At 66.0% G+C, this 16,240-nt stretch carries 14 protein-coding genes; 6 read left to right on the top strand and 8 right to left on the bottom strand.

Annotated elements, in window-relative coordinates; all coding sequences use genetic code 11:
* Positions 1-13: 13 nt before the first annotated feature.
* Positions 14-1,867 (bottom strand): M14 family metallopeptidase, encoded by a 1,854-nt coding sequence (locus J7396_RS18055; RefSeq protein ID WP_209261833.1) that lies wholly within the window; start codon positions 1,865-1,867, stop codon positions 14-16.
* A gap of 243 nt (positions 1,868-2,110) precedes the next feature.
* On the opposite strand from J7396_RS18055, the gene J7396_RS18050 reads away from it, so the two are divergent.
* The 4 genes from J7396_RS18050 to J7396_RS18035 all read left to right on the top strand — a co-directional run bounded on the left by J7396_RS18050 (position 2,111) and on the right by J7396_RS18035 (position 7,780).
* On the top strand, positions 2,111-2,833 hold the full coding sequence (locus tag J7396_RS18050; RefSeq protein WP_014091179.1) for an ATP-binding cassette domain-containing protein: 723 nt from the start codon (positions 2,111-2,113) through the stop codon (positions 2,831-2,833).
* 10 nt (positions 2,834-2,843) lie between these two features.
* Positions 2,844-4,280, top strand: a complete 1,437-nt coding sequence (locus J7396_RS18045; RefSeq protein WP_033479371.1) for a DUF3526 domain-containing protein — start codon at positions 2,844-2,846, stop codon at positions 4,278-4,280.
* Entirely contained in the window at positions 4,280-5,548 is a 1,269-nt protein-coding gene (locus J7396_RS18040; protein WP_209261832.1) for a DUF3526 domain-containing protein, read from the top strand. Before J7396_RS18045 ends, J7396_RS18040 begins: the two co-directional genes overlap by 1 nt.
* Positions 5,549-5,632: 84 nt before the next feature.
* Positions 5,633-7,780, top strand: coding sequence for a TonB-dependent siderophore receptor (locus J7396_RS18035; protein ID WP_209261831.1), 2,148 nt, complete (start codon positions 5,633-5,635; stop codon positions 7,778-7,780).
* A 339-nt stretch (positions 7,781-8,119) separates the two neighbouring features.
* Here the strand turns inward: J7396_RS18035 and J7396_RS18030 are convergent, their stop codons facing one another.
* Genes J7396_RS18030 through J7396_RS18015 form a run of 4 tightly spaced genes read right to left on the bottom strand, consistent with a single transcriptional unit; the run spans position 8,120 to position 12,867 of the window.
* Positions 8,120-8,785 carry a DUF2894 domain-containing protein gene (locus J7396_RS18030; protein ID WP_014091175.1) on the bottom strand — a complete coding sequence of 222 codons (666 nt, stop codon included), beginning with the start codon at positions 8,783-8,785 and terminating at the stop codon, positions 8,120-8,122.
* Complete coding sequence (locus tag J7396_RS18025; RefSeq protein ID WP_029820397.1) at positions 8,782-9,453, bottom strand: OmpA family protein; 672 nt, start codon at positions 9,451-9,453, stop codon at positions 8,782-8,784. The genes J7396_RS18030 and J7396_RS18025 overlap by 4 nt, the downstream gene beginning before the upstream one ends.
* Positions 9,450-12,107 carry a DUF802 domain-containing protein gene (locus J7396_RS18020; protein WP_209261830.1) on the bottom strand — a complete coding sequence of 886 codons (2,658 nt, stop codon included), beginning with the start codon at positions 12,105-12,107 and terminating at the stop codon, positions 9,450-9,452. Before J7396_RS18020 ends, J7396_RS18025 begins: the two co-directional genes overlap by 4 nt.
* 10 nt (positions 12,108-12,117) lie before the next feature.
* Positions 12,118-12,867 (bottom strand): DUF3348 domain-containing protein, encoded by a 750-nt coding sequence (locus J7396_RS18015; RefSeq protein WP_014091172.1) that lies wholly within the window; start codon positions 12,865-12,867, stop codon positions 12,118-12,120.
* Positions 12,868-13,192: 325 nt separating this feature from the next.
* Here J7396_RS18015 and J7396_RS18010 point away from each other — a divergent pair, with 325 nt between their 5' ends.
* The gene (locus J7396_RS18010) at positions 13,193-13,405 is read left to right on the top strand and encodes a hypothetical protein (protein WP_008577678.1); all 213 of its coding nucleotides are present in this window, start codon (positions 13,193-13,195) and stop codon (positions 13,403-13,405) included.
* Positions 13,406-13,621: 216 nt separating this feature from the next.
* Here J7396_RS18010 and J7396_RS18005 read toward each other — a convergent pair whose 3' ends face one another.
* Positions 13,622-13,843, bottom strand: a complete 222-nt coding sequence (locus tag J7396_RS18005) for a hypothetical protein (RefSeq protein ID WP_014091171.1) — start codon at positions 13,841-13,843, stop codon at positions 13,622-13,624.
* A 9-nt stretch (positions 13,844-13,852) separates the two neighbouring features.
* Positions 13,853-14,203: a YkgJ family cysteine cluster protein gene (locus J7396_RS18000; RefSeq protein ID WP_005911307.1), complete on the bottom strand. Its 351-nt coding sequence runs from the start codon at positions 14,201-14,203 to the stop codon at positions 13,853-13,855.
* Between the two features lie 360 nt (positions 14,204-14,563).
* Between J7396_RS18000 and J7396_RS17995 the strand changes: the two genes are divergently transcribed.
* Positions 14,564-14,746 (top strand): hypothetical protein, encoded by a 183-nt coding sequence (locus J7396_RS17995; protein ID WP_008577683.1) that lies wholly within the window; start codon positions 14,564-14,566, stop codon positions 14,744-14,746.
* Between the two features lie 85 nt (positions 14,747-14,831).
* Here the strand turns inward: J7396_RS17995 and J7396_RS17990 are convergent, their stop codons facing one another.
* Complete coding sequence (locus J7396_RS17990) at positions 14,832-15,995, bottom strand: zinc-dependent alcohol dehydrogenase (protein WP_127167226.1); 1,164 nt, start codon at positions 15,993-15,995, stop codon at positions 14,832-14,834.
* Between the last annotated feature and the right edge of the window lie 245 nt (positions 15,996-16,240).

Genomic DNA, 16,240 nt, shown 5'->3' with positions numbered 1-16,240 from the left:
GGGATGCGCGGCGCTATTGCCTCACTTCGCGCCGCACCGGATACCGCCAGCCGCTGATCGCTGCATAGGGCGAACGTGCATAGACCCACTGCAGGCGCGCATCGCCATCGGCGCGGAACGCCGCATCGTTGGCCAGTTTTTGCTCGAACGCGCTGCGTAACGCGGCATCGCTGCGCAACATGCGTTCGCTGAATTCAACCAGCTCGGTGGCATACAGCCCGCTGTCGGGGCTGCCGGCATGGCGGAAACGTCCGCTGGCCAGCAACGAATCGCTGCTGCGCGGTTCCAGCAAGGCGGCGGCCAGCATGCGCATCGGTTGATCGGCCGGCACGCGGACGCTGCCGGCGGGAAAGACTTCTTCGACGTCGTGGGTGTGCGGAACCTGATCGCTGCCGGTCTTGCTGATGCGTATCTGCTGCACCGCGCGCCGGGCCGGCTGTTGCAGACGGTCGTAGCCGATGCCATGCGCATCGAGCAAGGCGAGCACATCGTCGTTGCCGGGCGGAATCCACCACGCCACCGGGTACTGCACCGCCTGCGTCTGCCGGTAGCCGATCACCGGCATCGTCCAGGTTTCGTCGCGGCCTTCCCAGCGCAATTCCGGCCGGCCGGACACCGGCGACAGGGCGCGGGTGTAGGTCACGCCCTTGAACGGAATATGGTCGATCGGCTGCGGCAGGCGTTCCCACGCCACCATCAATTCCTGCGGGCGCGCCGCGCGATCGGCACGCTTGGCGGCATCGATGGCGTGTGCATCGCGGCCGACCACGCGCAGGGCTTCTTCCAGCAGCACGTAATCGCCGAGCACGCGTTGCCGGTATGACTTCAGGCGGTGGTTTTCCACCAGCACGGTGGGGATGCCGGCGAAGTCGCCATAGCCGGTGGAATAACGCGGGCCTTCGGGCGAATAGCGCAAGCCCGAGCGCGGCGCGTCTTCGTCGATCAGGCTGGGATAGATCGCAGGTTCATGACCCTGGCGGCGCAGTGCGGCGTCGACGGCTGGCGTGAAGCGCTGCTGCAGCCAACCGGCCGTGGCGCGCGAGCGCGCGTAGGTGCCCCAGCCGGCGAAGGTGAAGGTGATGTCGTACTGATGATCGAGCCCACCGCTGACATGCAGGTCGATATACAAGGCGGGGTCGAGCGTGTGCAGCAGCCTGACGATCGCGCGCGTCTCCGGCGCTTCTAGGTTGAGATAGTCGCGATTGAGGTTGATGCCGCGCGTGGTGGTATTCCAGCCCATCTGCTGCGGGCCGCGCAATGCGGCGCCGATGAGCGGGCCGCGTTGTTCGTGCCCATCGCTGTTGAGGATGGGCACGAATACGAAATCGACCTCGTCCAGCAGATCGTCCTTGCCGCGTTGTGCAATATCGCGCAGCAGCATCAGGCCGGCGTCCTTGCCATCGATCTCGCCGCCATGGATGCCGGCCTGTGCCAGCACGACCGGTTTGCCGGGCTTGCCCTTGCGCGCGCGTACCAGCAGCAGATCGCGTCCTTCGCCGGTCTTGCCGAACACCTCCAGCGACAGCAGCGGCGAAGCAGCAACCAGCCGTTGCAGCCACGCACGCGTTTGCGCGTAGCTGGGCGTGCTGACAAAGTCGCTACGCTCGGCCGGCGTCATCCACGGATCGTCCGGTGCCACGATCAATGCTTCGCTGGCACCGTGCCATGCGCGGACCGGCGGCAACGGGGCGCTGGTATCGATGGTCTGCGCGTTGAGCTGTGCGGCAGCGAACAATGCGATGGCCAGCCCGTTGGCGAGGCGTCGGGTGCTGCGCGCGGTGTTGCAGGCCTTGGCGTCAGCGGGAGCGTGGCGGTCGAAGTCATGGAAAGCATCGGGCGAATGACAGCTGCGCGTTTCGAAGGTCATTGGGGTGTGAGGGTCTCGAGTGGTGGGCGACGGTGTCTGCTCGTGCGGGTCAGCCGTGTCGGCGCAGGCGCCTGGCTGGATGCTCACGCCGCAAGGCGCTGGCCGCAGGCGCGATGCGCGGCGCGGCGGTTATTAGTGCCGGCCGGGCTCCTGCCCGCGACGGCGGGCGGATTTTGGCGGTGCAAGCAATGTGATAACGTATCACTTCCTGATATGTCTGTGTCCACGCCCTTCAATTCTTCAATGACCCACGCGATTTCAATCTCCAACCTGTACGTGGCCTACCGTGGCCGCGCGGTGCTGCAGGGGCTGAACCTCGGCGTCGCGCCCGGCAGCGTCTACGCCTTGCTGGGCGGCAATGGCGCCGGCAAGTCGTCCACGCTGTCCACGTTGCTGGGCTTCGTCAAACCCGTCTCCGGCAGCCTGCGCGTGGACGCCGTGGACCCGGTCGCCGACCCCGGCAAGGCGCGCGCGCGCTTGGCCTATCTGCCGGAAAACGTGGCGCTCTACGAGCATCTGAGCGCATTGGAAAATGCCGACTATCTGCTTGCCCTGGCCGGCCAGCGTCGCAGCCAGGCCGCCATTGGCGAGGCATTTGCGGCCGCTGGCCTGCAGCGCGATGCCTGGGCGCAACGGCTGGCAGGGTTCTCCAAGGGCATGCGGCAGAAGGTGGCCATTGCCGTGGCCACATTGCGCGAGGTGCCGGTGCTGCTGCTGGACGAGCCCACCTCCGGGCTGGATCCGCGCGCCATCGCCGACTTCAATCGCCTGGTCGGCAGCGTGCGAGAACGCGGCGCCGCGGTGCTGATGGTCACCCACGATCTGCTCGGTGCGGTGGATGTGGCCGACCGCATCGGGTTTCTGGAAAACGGCCGGATTGCCGAAGAGATCGGTGCCGGCGACAGCGGCTTCGACGTGCGCACCCTGCATGCGCGTTTCGCGCGCCCGCAGGATCGCGCTGCGTGAGGCTGCACGTATGAGCCCGGTGTTGCTGGTCGCACGCGAAGAACTGCGCTATATGGCGCGCAACCGGTCCGCTGCCATCGGTGTGGTGCTGCTGATGTTGCTCACCCTGGTGGCGGCGTTGACCGCTGCGCACCACCAGCGCGAAGTGGCCGATTTCCGCACGCGGCAGCAACAGGCAGCGCAGCAGGCGTTCCAAGCGCAGCCGGACCGGCATCCGCACCGCGTGGTGCACTACGGCCATTTCATCTATCGCCCGTTGCCGGCACTGGCTGCATTCGATTCCGGCGTGGATGCGTTCACCGGCAACAGCATGTTTCTGGAAGGCCATCGCCAGAACACTGCCAATTTCGGCGATGTGCGTCAGAGCTCGTTGCTGGTGCGTTTCGGTCAGCTCACGCCCGCCTTCGTGCTGCAGGTGCTGGCGCCGCTGATGTTGGTCTTCCTGGGCTATGGCGCAGTGGCGCGCGAGCAGGAAACCGGCACCTTGCGCGCGCTGTTGTTGCAGGGCGCCACGCGCCGGCAGTTGCTTGGCGGCAAGTATCTGGCGCTGGCGACGGTGGCCGGCGCCTGCCTGCTGCCGGCCTTGATCGGCCTGGCACCGATCGCGTTGTTGCCAGGGCAAGCGCCGCTGGTTGCGCTGCTGGTGCTGGCCTATGGCGCGTATCTGTTGGTGTGGTGTGCGCTGGTGCTGGCGGTGTCGATGCGGTGCCGGCGCGGCCGCGATGCGCTATTGGTGTCGCTGGCGGTATGGGTGTGGCTGGCCCTGCTAGTACCGCGCGTGGCGCCGGACGCGGCCAATGCCGCGTACCGCCTGCCGACGCGGTTGGAAACCGATGTGGCGATCCAGCGCGACCTGCGCACGCTCGGCGACAGCCACAATCCGGACGACCCGCACTTTGCGCAATTCAAGCAGCAGACGCTGGCCCATTACGGCGTGCAGCGCGTGGAAGACCTGCCGGTGAACTACAAGGGCTTGCTGGCACTGGAAGGCGAGCGGCTGAGCGCAAGCCTGTTCGAGCGGTATGCGGGCCGCGATGCATCCATCCAGCAGCAACAGAACCTGCTGGTGCGTGCGTTTTCCTTGCTCAGCCCGACGGTGGCGCTGCGCGAGGTGTCGATGACGCTGGCAGAAACCGACCTGCGCGCGCATCTGCGGTTCCTGGCCCAGGCAGAGCACTACCGCTACACGCTGGTGCAGCAGCTCAACCAACTGCAGGCCGACGCGGTCAGCATGGCCGACGACACCGCCCAGGATGCAGGCGCCGATCGGCGCAAGCGGATTTCGTCCGAGCACTGGCATGAGATTCCGGTGTTTGCGTTCCAGCCGGCGCCGGCGACCGAGGTGATCGGCACGGCAGGTGCGGCGTTCGGCCTGATCGGGGCCTGGCTGCTTGCTGCGCTGTGCATGCTGGTGGCAGCCGGGCGAGGTGTGGGAGTGGCGCGCTGATGGTGCTGTGGAAATACGAACTGCTGTTGCTGCTACGCGCGCGTGCGGCGCTCGCCGGATTGCTGTTGCTTGCGCTGCTCACCGTGTGCAGCCTGCTGTCCGGGCAACATGTGATGGCGACGCAGCGCGACAACATCGCCAGGATTGCAGCGCTGCAGCGCGAAGACAGCGCGGCGGTAGAAGACTATGTGGCGCGTTCCAACGATGCCGGCAGCGCGGCTTATTACAGCTTCCACCCCACCTGGGACCCGCCATCGCCGCTGGCGTTTGCGGCGGTCGGCATGCGCGATGTCTCGCCGTATATCTTGCGCGTGCGCGCGCTGGGGCTGGAAGCGCAGATCCATGACGGGGACAGCTACAACCCCGAGCTCGCATTGGCTGGCCGCTTCGACTACGCGTTCGTGCTGGTATTCCTGCTGCCGCTGTTCGTGATCGCGCTGCTGTTCGATCTGCGTTCGGGCGAGCGTGAAGCGGGGCGTGCACGCATGCTTGCCGCACTGCCCGGTGCGGGCGCTGCGCTGCTGGTACGGCGCGTGGTGGTGCGTGCAGCGGCGGTGTTTGTGTGCCTGAGCGTGCCGTTCGTCATGTTCGCCACGTTCAATGCGGTGCCGTGGTTGCAGCAACTGGCGGTGCTGGCACTGGGCGGTGCGTACCTGTTGTTCTGGGTGCTGCTGTCGGTGCTGGTCGGGCGCCTCCAGTGGCGGCCTGCCGCGCATGCCACGGCGTTGGCCACCTGCTGGGTTGTGCTGGCGTTGGTGGCGCCGGCGCTGGCGCACGTGGCAATCAATCAGGCGGTGCCGGTCAACCAGGGTACCGAGATTGCGCGGTTGCAGCGCGAGGCGGTCAACCATGCCTGGGACATTCCGCGCCAGGACACCATGCAGGCGTTCTACGCGCGCAATCGGCAATGGGCCGACTCGGCGCCGCTGACCACGGCGTTCCACTACAAGTGGTACTTCGCATTTCATGAAAATGGCGACCAGCAGGTAGCGCCGCAGGTGGCAGCGTATCGCCAGGGGCTGCAGCGTCGCCAAGCGTTGGCGCAACGCGTGGCCAGCGTGCTGCCCCCGGTTGCGCTGCAGGCGGCGCTGACGCGCCTGGCCGACACCGATCTGCAGGCACAGCTGGCCTATCAGGATCGCATTCGCGCTTATCACCGGGCGCTGCGCACGTTCTACTACGGCTATCTGTTCCGCGACCGGCCGTTCACGCGCGACGATTTCGGGCGAGCGCCACGCTTCGAAACAACGGCCGGCCCCACTTCATAGCGGTATCTGCGTATCACCTTTTCCTTGCGTCTTTTACTTGCGCCCCGGATGCACTGCGCCGGGGCGCTTCAGGAGTTCTGCCCGATGCCCGTGTTCCCGCGCCACCGCACGCTGCGCGCGCTGCCCTTGCTCAGCCTGCTGGCCTGCACCTGCGGCACTGCCTGCGCGCAGGCTGCGCAGTCGCAGTCGCAGGCGCGCGACCTGGATGCGGTGCAGGTGCGCAGCCAGTACACGCCGTACCGCGCGCTGAGCATTACCGGTGCCACCAAGACCGATGCGCCGCTGCGTGACCTGCCGATCAGTGCGCGGGTACTCGACCGGACCTTGCTCGAAGATGCAGGCGTCACCGATCTGGCTGGCGCACTGGAGCTGGCCAGCGGCATCACCAAGGCCAACAACCTGGGCGGGCTATGGGATAGCTATTCGATGCGCGGCTTCACCGGCGACCCGAATTTCAGTTCGGATTACATGGTCAACGGCTTCAATGCCAGCCGCGGTTACAACGGCCTGCGCGATGCGGCCACTACGCAAAGCATCGAGGTGATCAAGGGGCCGGCGTCGGCGTTGTACGGGCGCGGCGAGCCGGGCGGGGCCGTCAACATCGTCACCAAAAAGCCGCTGTTTCAGCCGCAGCACAGCGTGGATGTATCGGCAGGCCGCTTCGACAGCTATCGCGCGGCCATCGATAGCACCGGCCCGCTGAGCGAGAACGTGGCGTACCGTTTGAATGTGATGCACAAGGATCAACACAGCTTTCGCGATACCGTCGCCAGCGACAGCACCTTGCTGGCGCCGTCGCTGTTGTGGATGCCGACGCCCGATACGACGGTGTCGTATGAGCTGGAAGCGGTGCGCCTCCACACGCCCTTCGATCGTGGCGTGACGGCCATCGGTGGCGATGCCAACCGGCTGCCGGCCTCGCGCTTTCTGGGCGAGCCGCACGATGGCGATATCGACCTGCATTCCACCGGGCACCAGCTGTTCGTGGTGCACGGCCTGGATCAGACCTGGTCGGTGCAGGGTGGGGCGACTTACCGCGACAGTGGCATGCGCGGATTTTCCACCGAGCCCTGGACGCTGCAGGCCGACCAGCGCAGCTTGCGCCGCGAACGCCGCTACCGCGACTACCAGGGCCGCGATATCGCAGCGCGTGCAGAAGTGCTTGGCAGTCTTCAGGCCGGCAGGGTCACGCACAATGTGTTGTTCGGCATCGATGGCAATCGCTTCGACGACAGCCGCTTTCAGCAGCGCGCCCGTTCCGCGGCCACGCCCTACAGCATCGATGTGCTGGCGCCGCGTTATGGCCTGGCACAGCCAGGACGGCTGTCCACCATCACCGATACCGACGAACGCCAGCAGGTGTGGGGTGTGTACGCGCAGGACCAGATCGACCTGGGCGCGCGCTGGAAGGCCTTGCTTGGCCTGCGCTACGACCACTATCGGCAAGGCCTGGACAACCACTTGCGCGGCACCACGCAGCGGTCATCCGACGGCGTGGCGAGCCCGCGTGCAGGCATGACCTTCCATGTCGACGATGCGCTGTCGCTGTACGCCAGTGCGGCGGCGGGTTTTCGCCCCAACAGCGGTGTGGGCGCCAACGGGCAAAGCTTTGCACCTGAGAAAAGCCGCTCGCTGGAGACCGGCTTGAAATACGTGCAGCCCGGCGATGGCCTGGAAGCCACCGTGGCCGCATTCCGCATCGACAAGAAAAACGTGTTGAGCCTGGACCCGGCCGACACCAGTTTTTCGCTGCCGGTGGGCCAGATGCGCAGCCAGGGCGTGGAGCTGGATCTGCTGGGCAGGTTGAGCCCGCACCTGGCCGCGTCGGTGGGCCTGGCCTATACCGATTCGCAGGTGACGCGCAGCAGTGCTGCTGCCGCCAGTACGGGGCTGGCTGAAGGCCGGCGGTTTCCGAATGTGCCGCGTTTGAGCGGTAACGCGTTCCTGAACTACGAGCAGCCGCTGACCGGCAAACGAAGCGCGGCGCTGGGTGTGGGCGTCTTGCATACCGGCGAGCGGCTGGGCTCGGTGGATAGCAACACCGATTTCGTGTTGCCGGCTTATACCGTGTGGCGAGCGGTTGGCCATTACGATCTGAGCCAGAGGCTACGCCTGTATGCCAAGGTGGAAAACCTCACCGACCGCCGTTACGCGGCGTTTTCGTACAGCGAGCAATGGGTGTATCCCGGTGCGCCGCGGAGTTGGACGGTAGGTGCGCAATTGCGGTTTTGAGCGATGCTCCACGACAGCCGAAGCGGCGATCGGCGCATGCGCCAATGTGGTGGATGCCAGCGTTACCGACGGCCGCCACGTTCCAGTTGAATACGCTTCGCGCTCGGGCGTGACTGCAGTGAGTGACTGCAACGCGCCGGCGAGTGCTTGCTGGACATCGTTGTGCGCTTGCATGCAGCTGCCGCTGCCGCGTGAGCAAGTGCAGCGCGGTTCGCAGCCAGAGGCGTGCAGTGACCTCATGCTCACGGCGGGTGACCTGCCACACGCGGTGATGGGCTGCATCTCCGAGATCGGAGCCTGCGTCAGTCGGCCCGACGTAGATCCGGACCGATCGAGGATCTAACTGCGTCGCTTCGACGGACTCTTGCTGCGTTTCTTGCCCGGCGTCGCCGGCGCAGCCTCCTCGTTGGCCAAGGCGCCGCCGGTGTGCAGCTGCTCCAGCCATGACAACGCATCCACATAGCCGAGAAAGTGCTGCAGATAGCCCGGCGAGCGCTCGCGCATCAGCGTGATGCAGCGATGCACCAGCACGCTGGAGTTGAGCGGGCCGGCGTCCTTGGGCGCATCCTGCAGCGACTGCCGCACCTGGCTGGCGGTGCGCACGGTGGTCCAGGTGCGACGAAAGTCGTCCAGCGCCGGCAGCTCCGGAAACAGCATGGCATCTGCGCTGGCAGTCTTGCGGCTGTCCACTTCCATCAGCGCCGCATGCCCGGCCATCTGCGCAGTGAGCGCACCCAAGGCGCTGGGCTGCGGCGACGCCGGCGTCGGGGAAGGCACTGCCCGGCTCCCGGCACGGCGACGCGCTGTCTGCTGCAGCGCTGTCGCATAGCCATCGACCATCGCGCCGAGCTTGTGTTCCAGCACCTCACGCACCGCATCGGCCTGCGCATCGGCACGCGCTGCCAACGCTTCCATCAGATGGAAGCGCACCGGATCCAACCGATCGGCGCCCTGGCTGCGCCAGCGCTCCAGTTGCGCGCGTGCGGGCAGTGCCGGCTTGCTCATCGCGGTGCGGCGGTTGCTGCGGGCGGCGCCGATGCGCCTGCGTGCGACGACGGACGCGCGATCGGCGCGATCTCCACGCGGCGGTTCTTCGCGCGGCGGGCTTCGTCGGCGTTGGAATCCACCGGTTGCTGCGAGCCGAATGCGGCGGCGAACACCGATGACGCCGGCACGCCTTCGGCGATCAAGGCACGGGTCACCGTGAGTGCGCGTTGTGCGGACAGTTCCCAGTTGTCGGCGTAGCGGCGATTGCCGCCCAGCACCGGGCGGTCGTCGGTAAATCCGCTGACCATCAGGATCTCGTCGCGCGCGCGCAGGTAGTGCGTCAATGGCGTGGCCAGCGACTTCAACACCTCGCGTCCTTCCGGCTGCAGTTCGTCGGAGTTGAACGCAAACAGCACATTGCCGCGAATGCCGATACGGCCATCGACCAGGGTCACGCGGCCGGCAGCCAACGGTGCGGCCAGTGCCTGTTCCAGCGTCTGCCGACGTTGCGCTTCGGCCTGGCGTTGTTTGACCTCCGCGTCCAGGCGGCTGGACAGTTGCAACTGCACGCCGATCACGCCGACCAGGATCAGCACGAACGCGCCCAGCAACACCGACATCAGGTCGCCGAATGCCGCCCAGATGGGCGTGCCCAGCTCGCCGTCGCTTTCGATCTCGTCGCTCATGCCGTTTCTGCTTGGCCGGGTTCGCCACGCCCGCGATCGAGCTGGCGCAGTTCTTCGATGATCTGCTTCTGCGAGAGCATGCTGAGGTCGACCACTTCGCGCGCCTGTGCCACGTAGTAAGCAAGTTGGTCGTCGCTGCGTGCCAGCGAGGCATCGAGTGCCGTGGCAATGTGCTGCAGGCGCTCATTGAGCTCGCTGGTGGCGCCGCTGAACAACTGCACCGCCATGCCGAACGCTTCGCCCAGGCTGGCCACTTCCACTGCGCTGCCGCTGACATGCGCGGCCACTGCGCCCAGCTTGCCGGTTTCGCTGCCGATCTGTTCGGTGAGCTGGCTGCCCACGCGCTGCAGCAGGTCGGCCGAGGTGGTCACCAAGGCATCCACCGCTTCGCGTTGTTCGGTGGAGGCGTGATTGACTGCGTTGAGCAAGGTGTCCAGGGTGGCAAGCAGCTTGCTGCGTTCTTCCAGCATGGCGGTGTCGCGCACCATGCTCTCGGACAGCGACTGGCGCAGCTCGGCCACGACATCGGCCGCGGCCTTGGGCGCTTCGGAGGCGATCTGCATCAGGCGCGACACTTCGCTGATCGTCGCGCTGGCCTGCGCCTGCGCCTGCGTGGACAGCTCGCTGGCGGTGCTGGCCAGGGTGTCGCAAATGGCCTGCTGTTGCCGGGCGACGCGTTCGCCGGTCTGTTCCCATTGTGCGGTCAGGGCCGTGCTCATCGCGCCGAAGCGCTCGCTCCACAGCGCCAGGCGCTGGGTGTCGCGCGCTTCCAGTGCCGCCTGCAGGTCGGTGTGCGATTGCTGCAAGGTGCCGACCAGGGCCGCCGCCTGCGCCTCGAAACTGGCGGTGGCGGCGGCAAGTGCGCTGTGGTGCTGGCTGGACAATGTGGCGCTGGCGTGTTGCTGCTGAGCCAGTGCATCGCGCCACGCATTGGCAGCGTCGGTGCTGGATTGCTGCATGCGTTGCGAGACCGCATCCACCAACGCGGCGGAGCGTGTCTCGAAGGTGCTGGCAAATTGCGTGAGCGTGTTCTGCAACTCCTGGGTGAGCGTGTGATTGGCGCGCTGCTGCTCGGCCACCGCAGCCGTCCAGGTGGCCGCTGCCGTGGCGGTGCTGGCTTCGAAGCCGCTGCTCAACCCGTCCAGCTGCTGCTGCACGGCCTGCTGCACGCCTTCGTGCAGGGCACTGGTCTGCTGCGTCAGTTGTTCGAGGGTGGTGTGCAACTGCGCGCTGTGCGTTTCGGTGGCACGCTGCTGTTCGGCAAGCACGGCCGCCCAGCTGGCGGCGCTGGCCGCGGTGGTGCTGGCAAAGCCATCGTTGAGTGCGCTCAATTGCTGCTGCACGGCCTGGGTGACGCTGTCCTGCACGGCAACGCTGCGCTGGTCGATCTGTTCCAGTGTGCCCTGCAACTGTTCGGCCAACGTGGCCTGGGTGCGTTCCTGCGCAGCCAGTGCCGCCTGCCAGTGCTCGGTCGCCGTGCGCGCGTTCTGCTCGATGGCTGCACTGACGCCGTGCAACTGCTGCTGCACGGCGCTGCTCACGCTGTCCTGCACGGCTACGCTGTGCGCGGCAATCTGTTCCAGCGCGGTCTGCAACTGCGCGTTGTGGGTCTGCTGCGCGCGTTCCTGCGCCGCCAATGCCGTGCTCCAGTGCTGCGCCGTGGTGCTGGCACTGGTCTGGAAGCCATGAGTAATGCCGTCCAGCTGTTGCTGCACGGCTTGCGTGACGTGTTCCTGCAATGCGGCGGTATCGCGTGCGATGCTGGCCATGGTGGCTTCCATCGCCGGCTGCAATGCCGCACCGACCGCCCGTGCGCTTTCGGCGACACCGGCTTGCAGCGCGTGCTCCATGGCCGTGGCCAGCCGCGCATACGCCGCTTCGCTTTTGGCCTGGAAATCGGCTTGCTGGGCGGCCAGGCGCTGCTCGGCAGCCATGCTGTGCTGTTGGATGCTGTGCACCAGCGTCTGCAGCTGGTCGATCAAGGCTGGCATCAAGGCGCTTTGCTGCTGCTGCAGCTTGAATGCTTCGCCACGTCGGTGCGCGTCCGAATGCGTGTGCAGTTCGGCAGCGATCTTCAGGTCCAGCCGTTGCACCACCTGCAGGCGCTCGCGCCGGCACAGCGCCGACAACAACCCCAGCATGGCCGATGTCGCCACACCGGCGATGGAGGTACCGAACGCGAACGCCAGGCCTTCCACCGGTGCTGCGAGCGAGCCGCGAATGGCCTGCAGGTCGGTGGCGCTCTGCAATGCAAAGCCGGTGCCCTTGAGCGTGGCCATCATGCCGAGCAAGGTGCCGAGCATGCCGAGCAACACCAGCAAGCCGACCAGATACGGCGTCAGCACCGGGGCCGGCAACGCCACGCGCTCGCCCTTGATACGCAGGCGCACCGCATTACGCAGGCCAGGATGAACAGTTTGTAGCCAATCGCCCAGGGCAGAAGGCGCCGTGGCCAGCCCATCGACTGCCGCTTCCAGCGTCGCCGTGGCCTGGCGGTAGCGATACAACTCCAGCGCGCCGGCCACATAGCAGGCACCGATCACCGCCGCGACACAGGCGCCGAGCGGGTTGGAGCCGAGATAACCGATGCCGACCCAGCAAACCGCCAGCAGGCCGACGAGAAACACACACACGTGTACGAGAGTTCTGAACATGACGTCCCAGTTAGCGGGTACGAAGCGCTGCAAGCAGGCCTTCGATCGGGTGAAAACGAACATCCAGTTCGGCGAGCAACACGCTCTGCATGTCCTTGCGGAAGACATCCAGCCAGCCATCGGGCACCGCGCGTGGCGCGGCATCGTCATCGGTCGGCCGGTGCTGCGCCTGTGCAGCATCGCGCAGGCGTTCGAAATGTGCGCCGAGCAGGCTCGGCACGGTGTTCAACAGGCTCTGCTCGCGCGGGCTCAGGGTGAGCTCCATCACCGCATCCACTTCGGCCAACCGCGCCATGTCGGTGGAGGCCAATGCGAGCAGGTCGCGCAGGCGCCCGCGCAGATCGCCGGTGGCGGTACGCATGGCGCGTTGCATGGCCAAGTAGTGCTGCCGGAATGGTGCGAAATCCGGCGCGGCGACGGGTGCGTCTGCGAGCGCGGCGTTGCGCGCCTCGGCACGCACGCGCACAACCAGCGCGTCCAACTCGGTCACGCTGCTGGCAGCAAGACCGGTGCGCACGCGTGCGCAAGCCTCCGCATCGAGCGGGCGCGGTTCGGGCAGGTCGTCGGTGTCGGGCAGCTTGCCGTCCAGCGCCTTGGACACGGCAACCGCGCGCGTCCAGTCGATCCACTGGCTCAGCCGGTCGGCCAGCGCGTGGTTGGACTGGGCGATGTGCGCGTCGCTGAGGCGAGCAAGCAGGCGAATGAACGCCGGGCCCGACAAGGGCGCCCGTGGAGCAACTTTCGCCATTCTTCCGGTCAAAAACCGGGCATTTTACACGGGAACGCATGCCGGTCGGCGCGTCAGGCGGCAGCAGCGAGCACGCTGCCGGAAGCTTGCGTGCTGGCATTCAGCCGGTCCGAGGCGGGCGGCAGGCCCGGGTATGGCGGACGGCCTGACCTGCGGCGCTGCCAGCCACCGGCGCACTCAGGAGGCAGCAAGCAGCCCCAACCAGACGCCCGACATGCAGTATCCGCCAGGCTTTCTAACCAATTCAGGTCCAGGCCTCCGGCCATCCGGCTGACTCGATTTTGTAAGGTGAACGGGTATAAGCTGCGGGCCGGGGAATCCCCATCGAGGTAACACAATGGACCGCTCCGACATGCAAGTGTCCGATCTGCTGGTCTTGGAGCTGCAAGGGTTCCACGATGCCTATGGCAATGGGCCCGACTTCTGGGACGCCTACCAGCGCATCATGGGCATCGCGGCGCAGGCCGGCGGCAACATGGTCGCCTTGGCCAACGAAATGGCCTCACTGGCACAAGGGCTTGGCGCGACCAAGCGCGCGCAACTGCTGTAACTGCCCATGTCCGTGCGGGCGGCGACGCCTGCGCGCGGTGCCTGATCTGTTGAGCACTGAGTCCGCGTGCGCTGACTGCCCAAGCAGCTTCTGCAGTGCGGCCCAGAGTTGCAGCTGCCCTGATCGCGTGGTTGAAGCTGATGGCCGACTACGTCGCATCGCGTCGGTAATGGCGGACGGATGCGCGTAGGCGCCCGCGAGGCATCCGTTGCTGTCTTACTCGGCCTCGGCTGCGACGGCCGGTGTGACTGCGGCGGCTGGCGCAGCCTCTGGCGTGCCGCGCTTTTTTTCGCGACGTAGCGGTGTATCGCCCAGGCGCTCGATTGCGCCGCCGGATTGCTGAAATGCCTGCAGATCGGCGGCCAACCGCTGTTCGGACAACCGCGGCTTGCCCGGCTGGTTACTGACGGTCATCGACTGGCGGCGGGAATGATGCATCGCAAATCCTCATGCGTTGTACAGCGTCAAGGGAATGCCCCGGCGGCGTTGATCGTCGTAGGTGGCACGTACGTCGCGGCAATACGGGCCGGACATGACGAAACGCCGGCAGATCGCCGGTCGCGTCTCGTAAATCGAGCAACACATGCGCGCAGCGTCGATGGCCACGCACCAGCCTTCCTCGTCGCGCGCCATCACATGCCAGCCTTGCGGCGTCACGCTGGTGAGATGGTGTGGGATACGGTCGGATGGATCGACCATGACGGTGAGCCGGCAGCAGACGGCGTCGCAGCGTTCGCAGAGATTGTCGATGGAAAGGGCCAGATGAAATGAGGGCGATACCGGATTCCGGCCGCCTATGCACCATACACCCTGGACGCGTGCGGATGTGAACCCAAGGCGCGTCGTCGCATGGCGGCTGTGCAGGTGCAACTGCGTGGGTGCCGGATGCCGCGTTCGGCGACACTGCTGGTCGCCACAGCGCTGCCTGACTTCATCTGCGCAAGCACAGGTCGCGCCCGGGCGCCGCGCGTGATCGAGAGGGACCATGGTTGCGCCGCATGGGAAGGAATGCGAGACCGCACCTAATGCACTGCATGGCCCGGCATGCACAGTGCAGCACATCCGTTGCCTTTGTCGTTGATGTGCGAAGACGCTTTTCACCTGTGCCAACGCAGCGCACCGTAGCGTAGTGGCTCGCATCACGTCGTAGGAAAACACATGAGCACATCCAACCAGATTTCCTCTGCAAACGACCACGCCGAACAGCGCGATCAAGCGCCGCACGACCAAACGCAGCACGACAAGAAAAAGCAGGACGCGCTGCAGGACGAAGCGGTGGAAGAGACCTTCCCGGCCAGCGACCCGGTGTCCCCGTTCGTGCCGGCCAAGCCGCTGGACTGAGTCTGTTGCCAACACTCAACAGCTATACAACATGCAGACGGCGCGGTCGAAGATCGCGCCGTCTGCGTAGATCCCACTCACGCTTTTACGGCGTGAGCACCACCTTGCGGCAATCGTCCTGCTTCTTGTCGAAGAGTTCGTAGCCACGCGCCGCGTCAGCCAGCGGCATGCGATGCGAAATGATCGAGCTTGGCTTGAGCTGACCATTGCCGATGCATTCCAGCAGATGCGGCATATGCTTTTGCACATGCGTCTGGCCCATCTTGAAGGTCAGGCCCTTGTCGAACGCATCGCCAAACATGAAGGCATGGATGAAGCCGGCATACACGCCGGGCACGCTCACCACACCGCAGCGACGGGTTGCGGCGATGCACTGGCGGATCGCCACGCCGCTGCTGCCTTCCAGTTTCAGGTTGGTCAGTGCGGTTTCGATGGCGCTGCCTTCGGACTCGAAGCCGACCGCCTCGATGCTGGCATCGACGCCCCGGCCATCGGTCTGCGAGACGATCACATCGGCCGGGTCGTCGACCTCGTCGAAATTGATCGGAATCACGCCATAGGTCCTGGACGCAAAATCGAGCCGGTATGCGTGCCGGTCGACCATGAAAATGCGCTCTGCGCCCAGCATGCGGCAGCACGCCGCGGCCATCAGGCCGACCGGGCCGGCGCCGAAGATGGCAACGGTCGAGCCTTGTTTGACGCCTGCATCGACGACGGCTTGATACCCGGTCGGCAGGATGTCGGACAGGAACAGCACCTGCTCATCGTGCAAGGCATCGGGCACCACCAGCGGGCCGACATTGGCCTTGGGCACGCGCACGTATTCGGCCTGGCCGCCGGACAATCCGCCATACAAATGGCTGAAGCCGAACAGCGCGGCGGGCGGGCGCATGTCCTTGTGATTGAGCGCCGCGCCCTTGCCGGTATTGGTGGTTTCGCACGCGGAAAATTCCTGCAGCACGCAGTGGAAACACCGCCCGCAGGCGACCACGAACGGAATCACGACCCGGTCGCCCGGCTTGACCGCCGTGACATCCGGGCCCACCTCTTCCACGATGCCCATGAATTCGTGGCCGAGAATGTCGCCGGGGCGTAGGTCGGGAATCTTGCCGCGATACAGATGCAGGTCAGAGCCGCAAATGGCGGTGGCAGTGACGCGCAGGATCAGGTCGTCGCGTTCGACCAAGAGTGGATCGGGCACGGTTTCCACTCGCACATCGCGTGAACCGTGGTAGTTGAGGGCAAGCATGTCTGTCTCCTGTGGGCATTTAGACGCGGCGGCACACTGCAGTGTTCGTGCAGCGGTGTTAAACCTGTCAGCACACTGCGTGGGCGCGGTGTGGACGCGCCCGATCGCCGACGCGGCGTTGATGCGCAGGTCACGTCTGGATAACCCCCGCGCTCGCAGGCTCATATGACGCGCTGGGACGCAGGCATGCCGCCTTCGCCGTCCCTGCGAACCCAACAATCAACGACCGCCAGACGCGATGAAAG

It is taken from the genome of Xanthomonas sp. A1809 (assembly GCF_017746015.1).
Classification (GTDB): domain Bacteria; phylum Pseudomonadota; class Gammaproteobacteria; order Xanthomonadales; family Xanthomonadaceae; genus Xanthomonas; species Xanthomonas euvesicatoria.
The sequence above is the reverse complement of the archived record's forward strand: the minus strand, read 5'-3'. Positions and strand labels throughout refer to the sequence as shown.

Coding starts and splice junctions, on each gene's coding strand:
- J7396_RS18055 (WP_209261833.1), bottom strand. CDS start 1,867: ATGACCTTCGAAACGCGCAGCTGTCATTCGCCCGATGCTTTCCATGAC.
- J7396_RS18050 (WP_014091179.1), top strand. CDS start 2,111: ATGACCCACGCGATTTCAATCTCCAACCTGTACGTGGCCTACCGTGGC.
- J7396_RS18045 (WP_033479371.1), top strand. CDS start 2,844: ATGAGCCCGGTGTTGCTGGTCGCACGCGAAGAACTGCGCTATATGGCG.
- J7396_RS18040 (WP_209261832.1), top strand. CDS start 4,280: ATGGTGCTGTGGAAATACGAACTGCTGTTGCTGCTACGCGCGCGTGCG.
- J7396_RS18035 (WP_209261831.1), top strand. CDS start 5,633: ATGCCCGTGTTCCCGCGCCACCGCACGCTGCGCGCGCTGCCCTTGCTC.
- J7396_RS18030 (WP_014091175.1), bottom strand. CDS start 8,785: ATGAGCAAGCCGGCACTGCCCGCACGCGCGCAACTGGAGCGCTGGCGC.
- J7396_RS18025 (WP_029820397.1), bottom strand. CDS start 9,453: ATGAGCGACGAGATCGAAAGCGACGGCGAGCTGGGCACGCCCATCTGG.
- J7396_RS18020 (WP_209261830.1), bottom strand. CDS start 12,107: ATGTTCAGAACTCTCGTACACGTGTGTGTGTTTCTCGTCGGCCTGCTG.
- J7396_RS18010 (WP_008577678.1), top strand. CDS start 13,193: ATGGACCGCTCCGACATGCAAGTGTCCGATCTGCTGGTCTTGGAGCTG.
- J7396_RS18005 (WP_014091171.1), bottom strand. CDS start 13,843: ATGCATCATTCCCGCCGCCAGTCGATGACCGTCAGTAACCAGCCGGGC.
- J7396_RS17995 (WP_008577683.1), top strand. CDS start 14,564: ATGAGCACATCCAACCAGATTTCCTCTGCAAACGACCACGCCGAACAG.
- J7396_RS17990 (WP_127167226.1), bottom strand. CDS start 15,995: ATGCTTGCCCTCAACTACCACGGTTCACGCGATGTGCGAGTGGAAACC.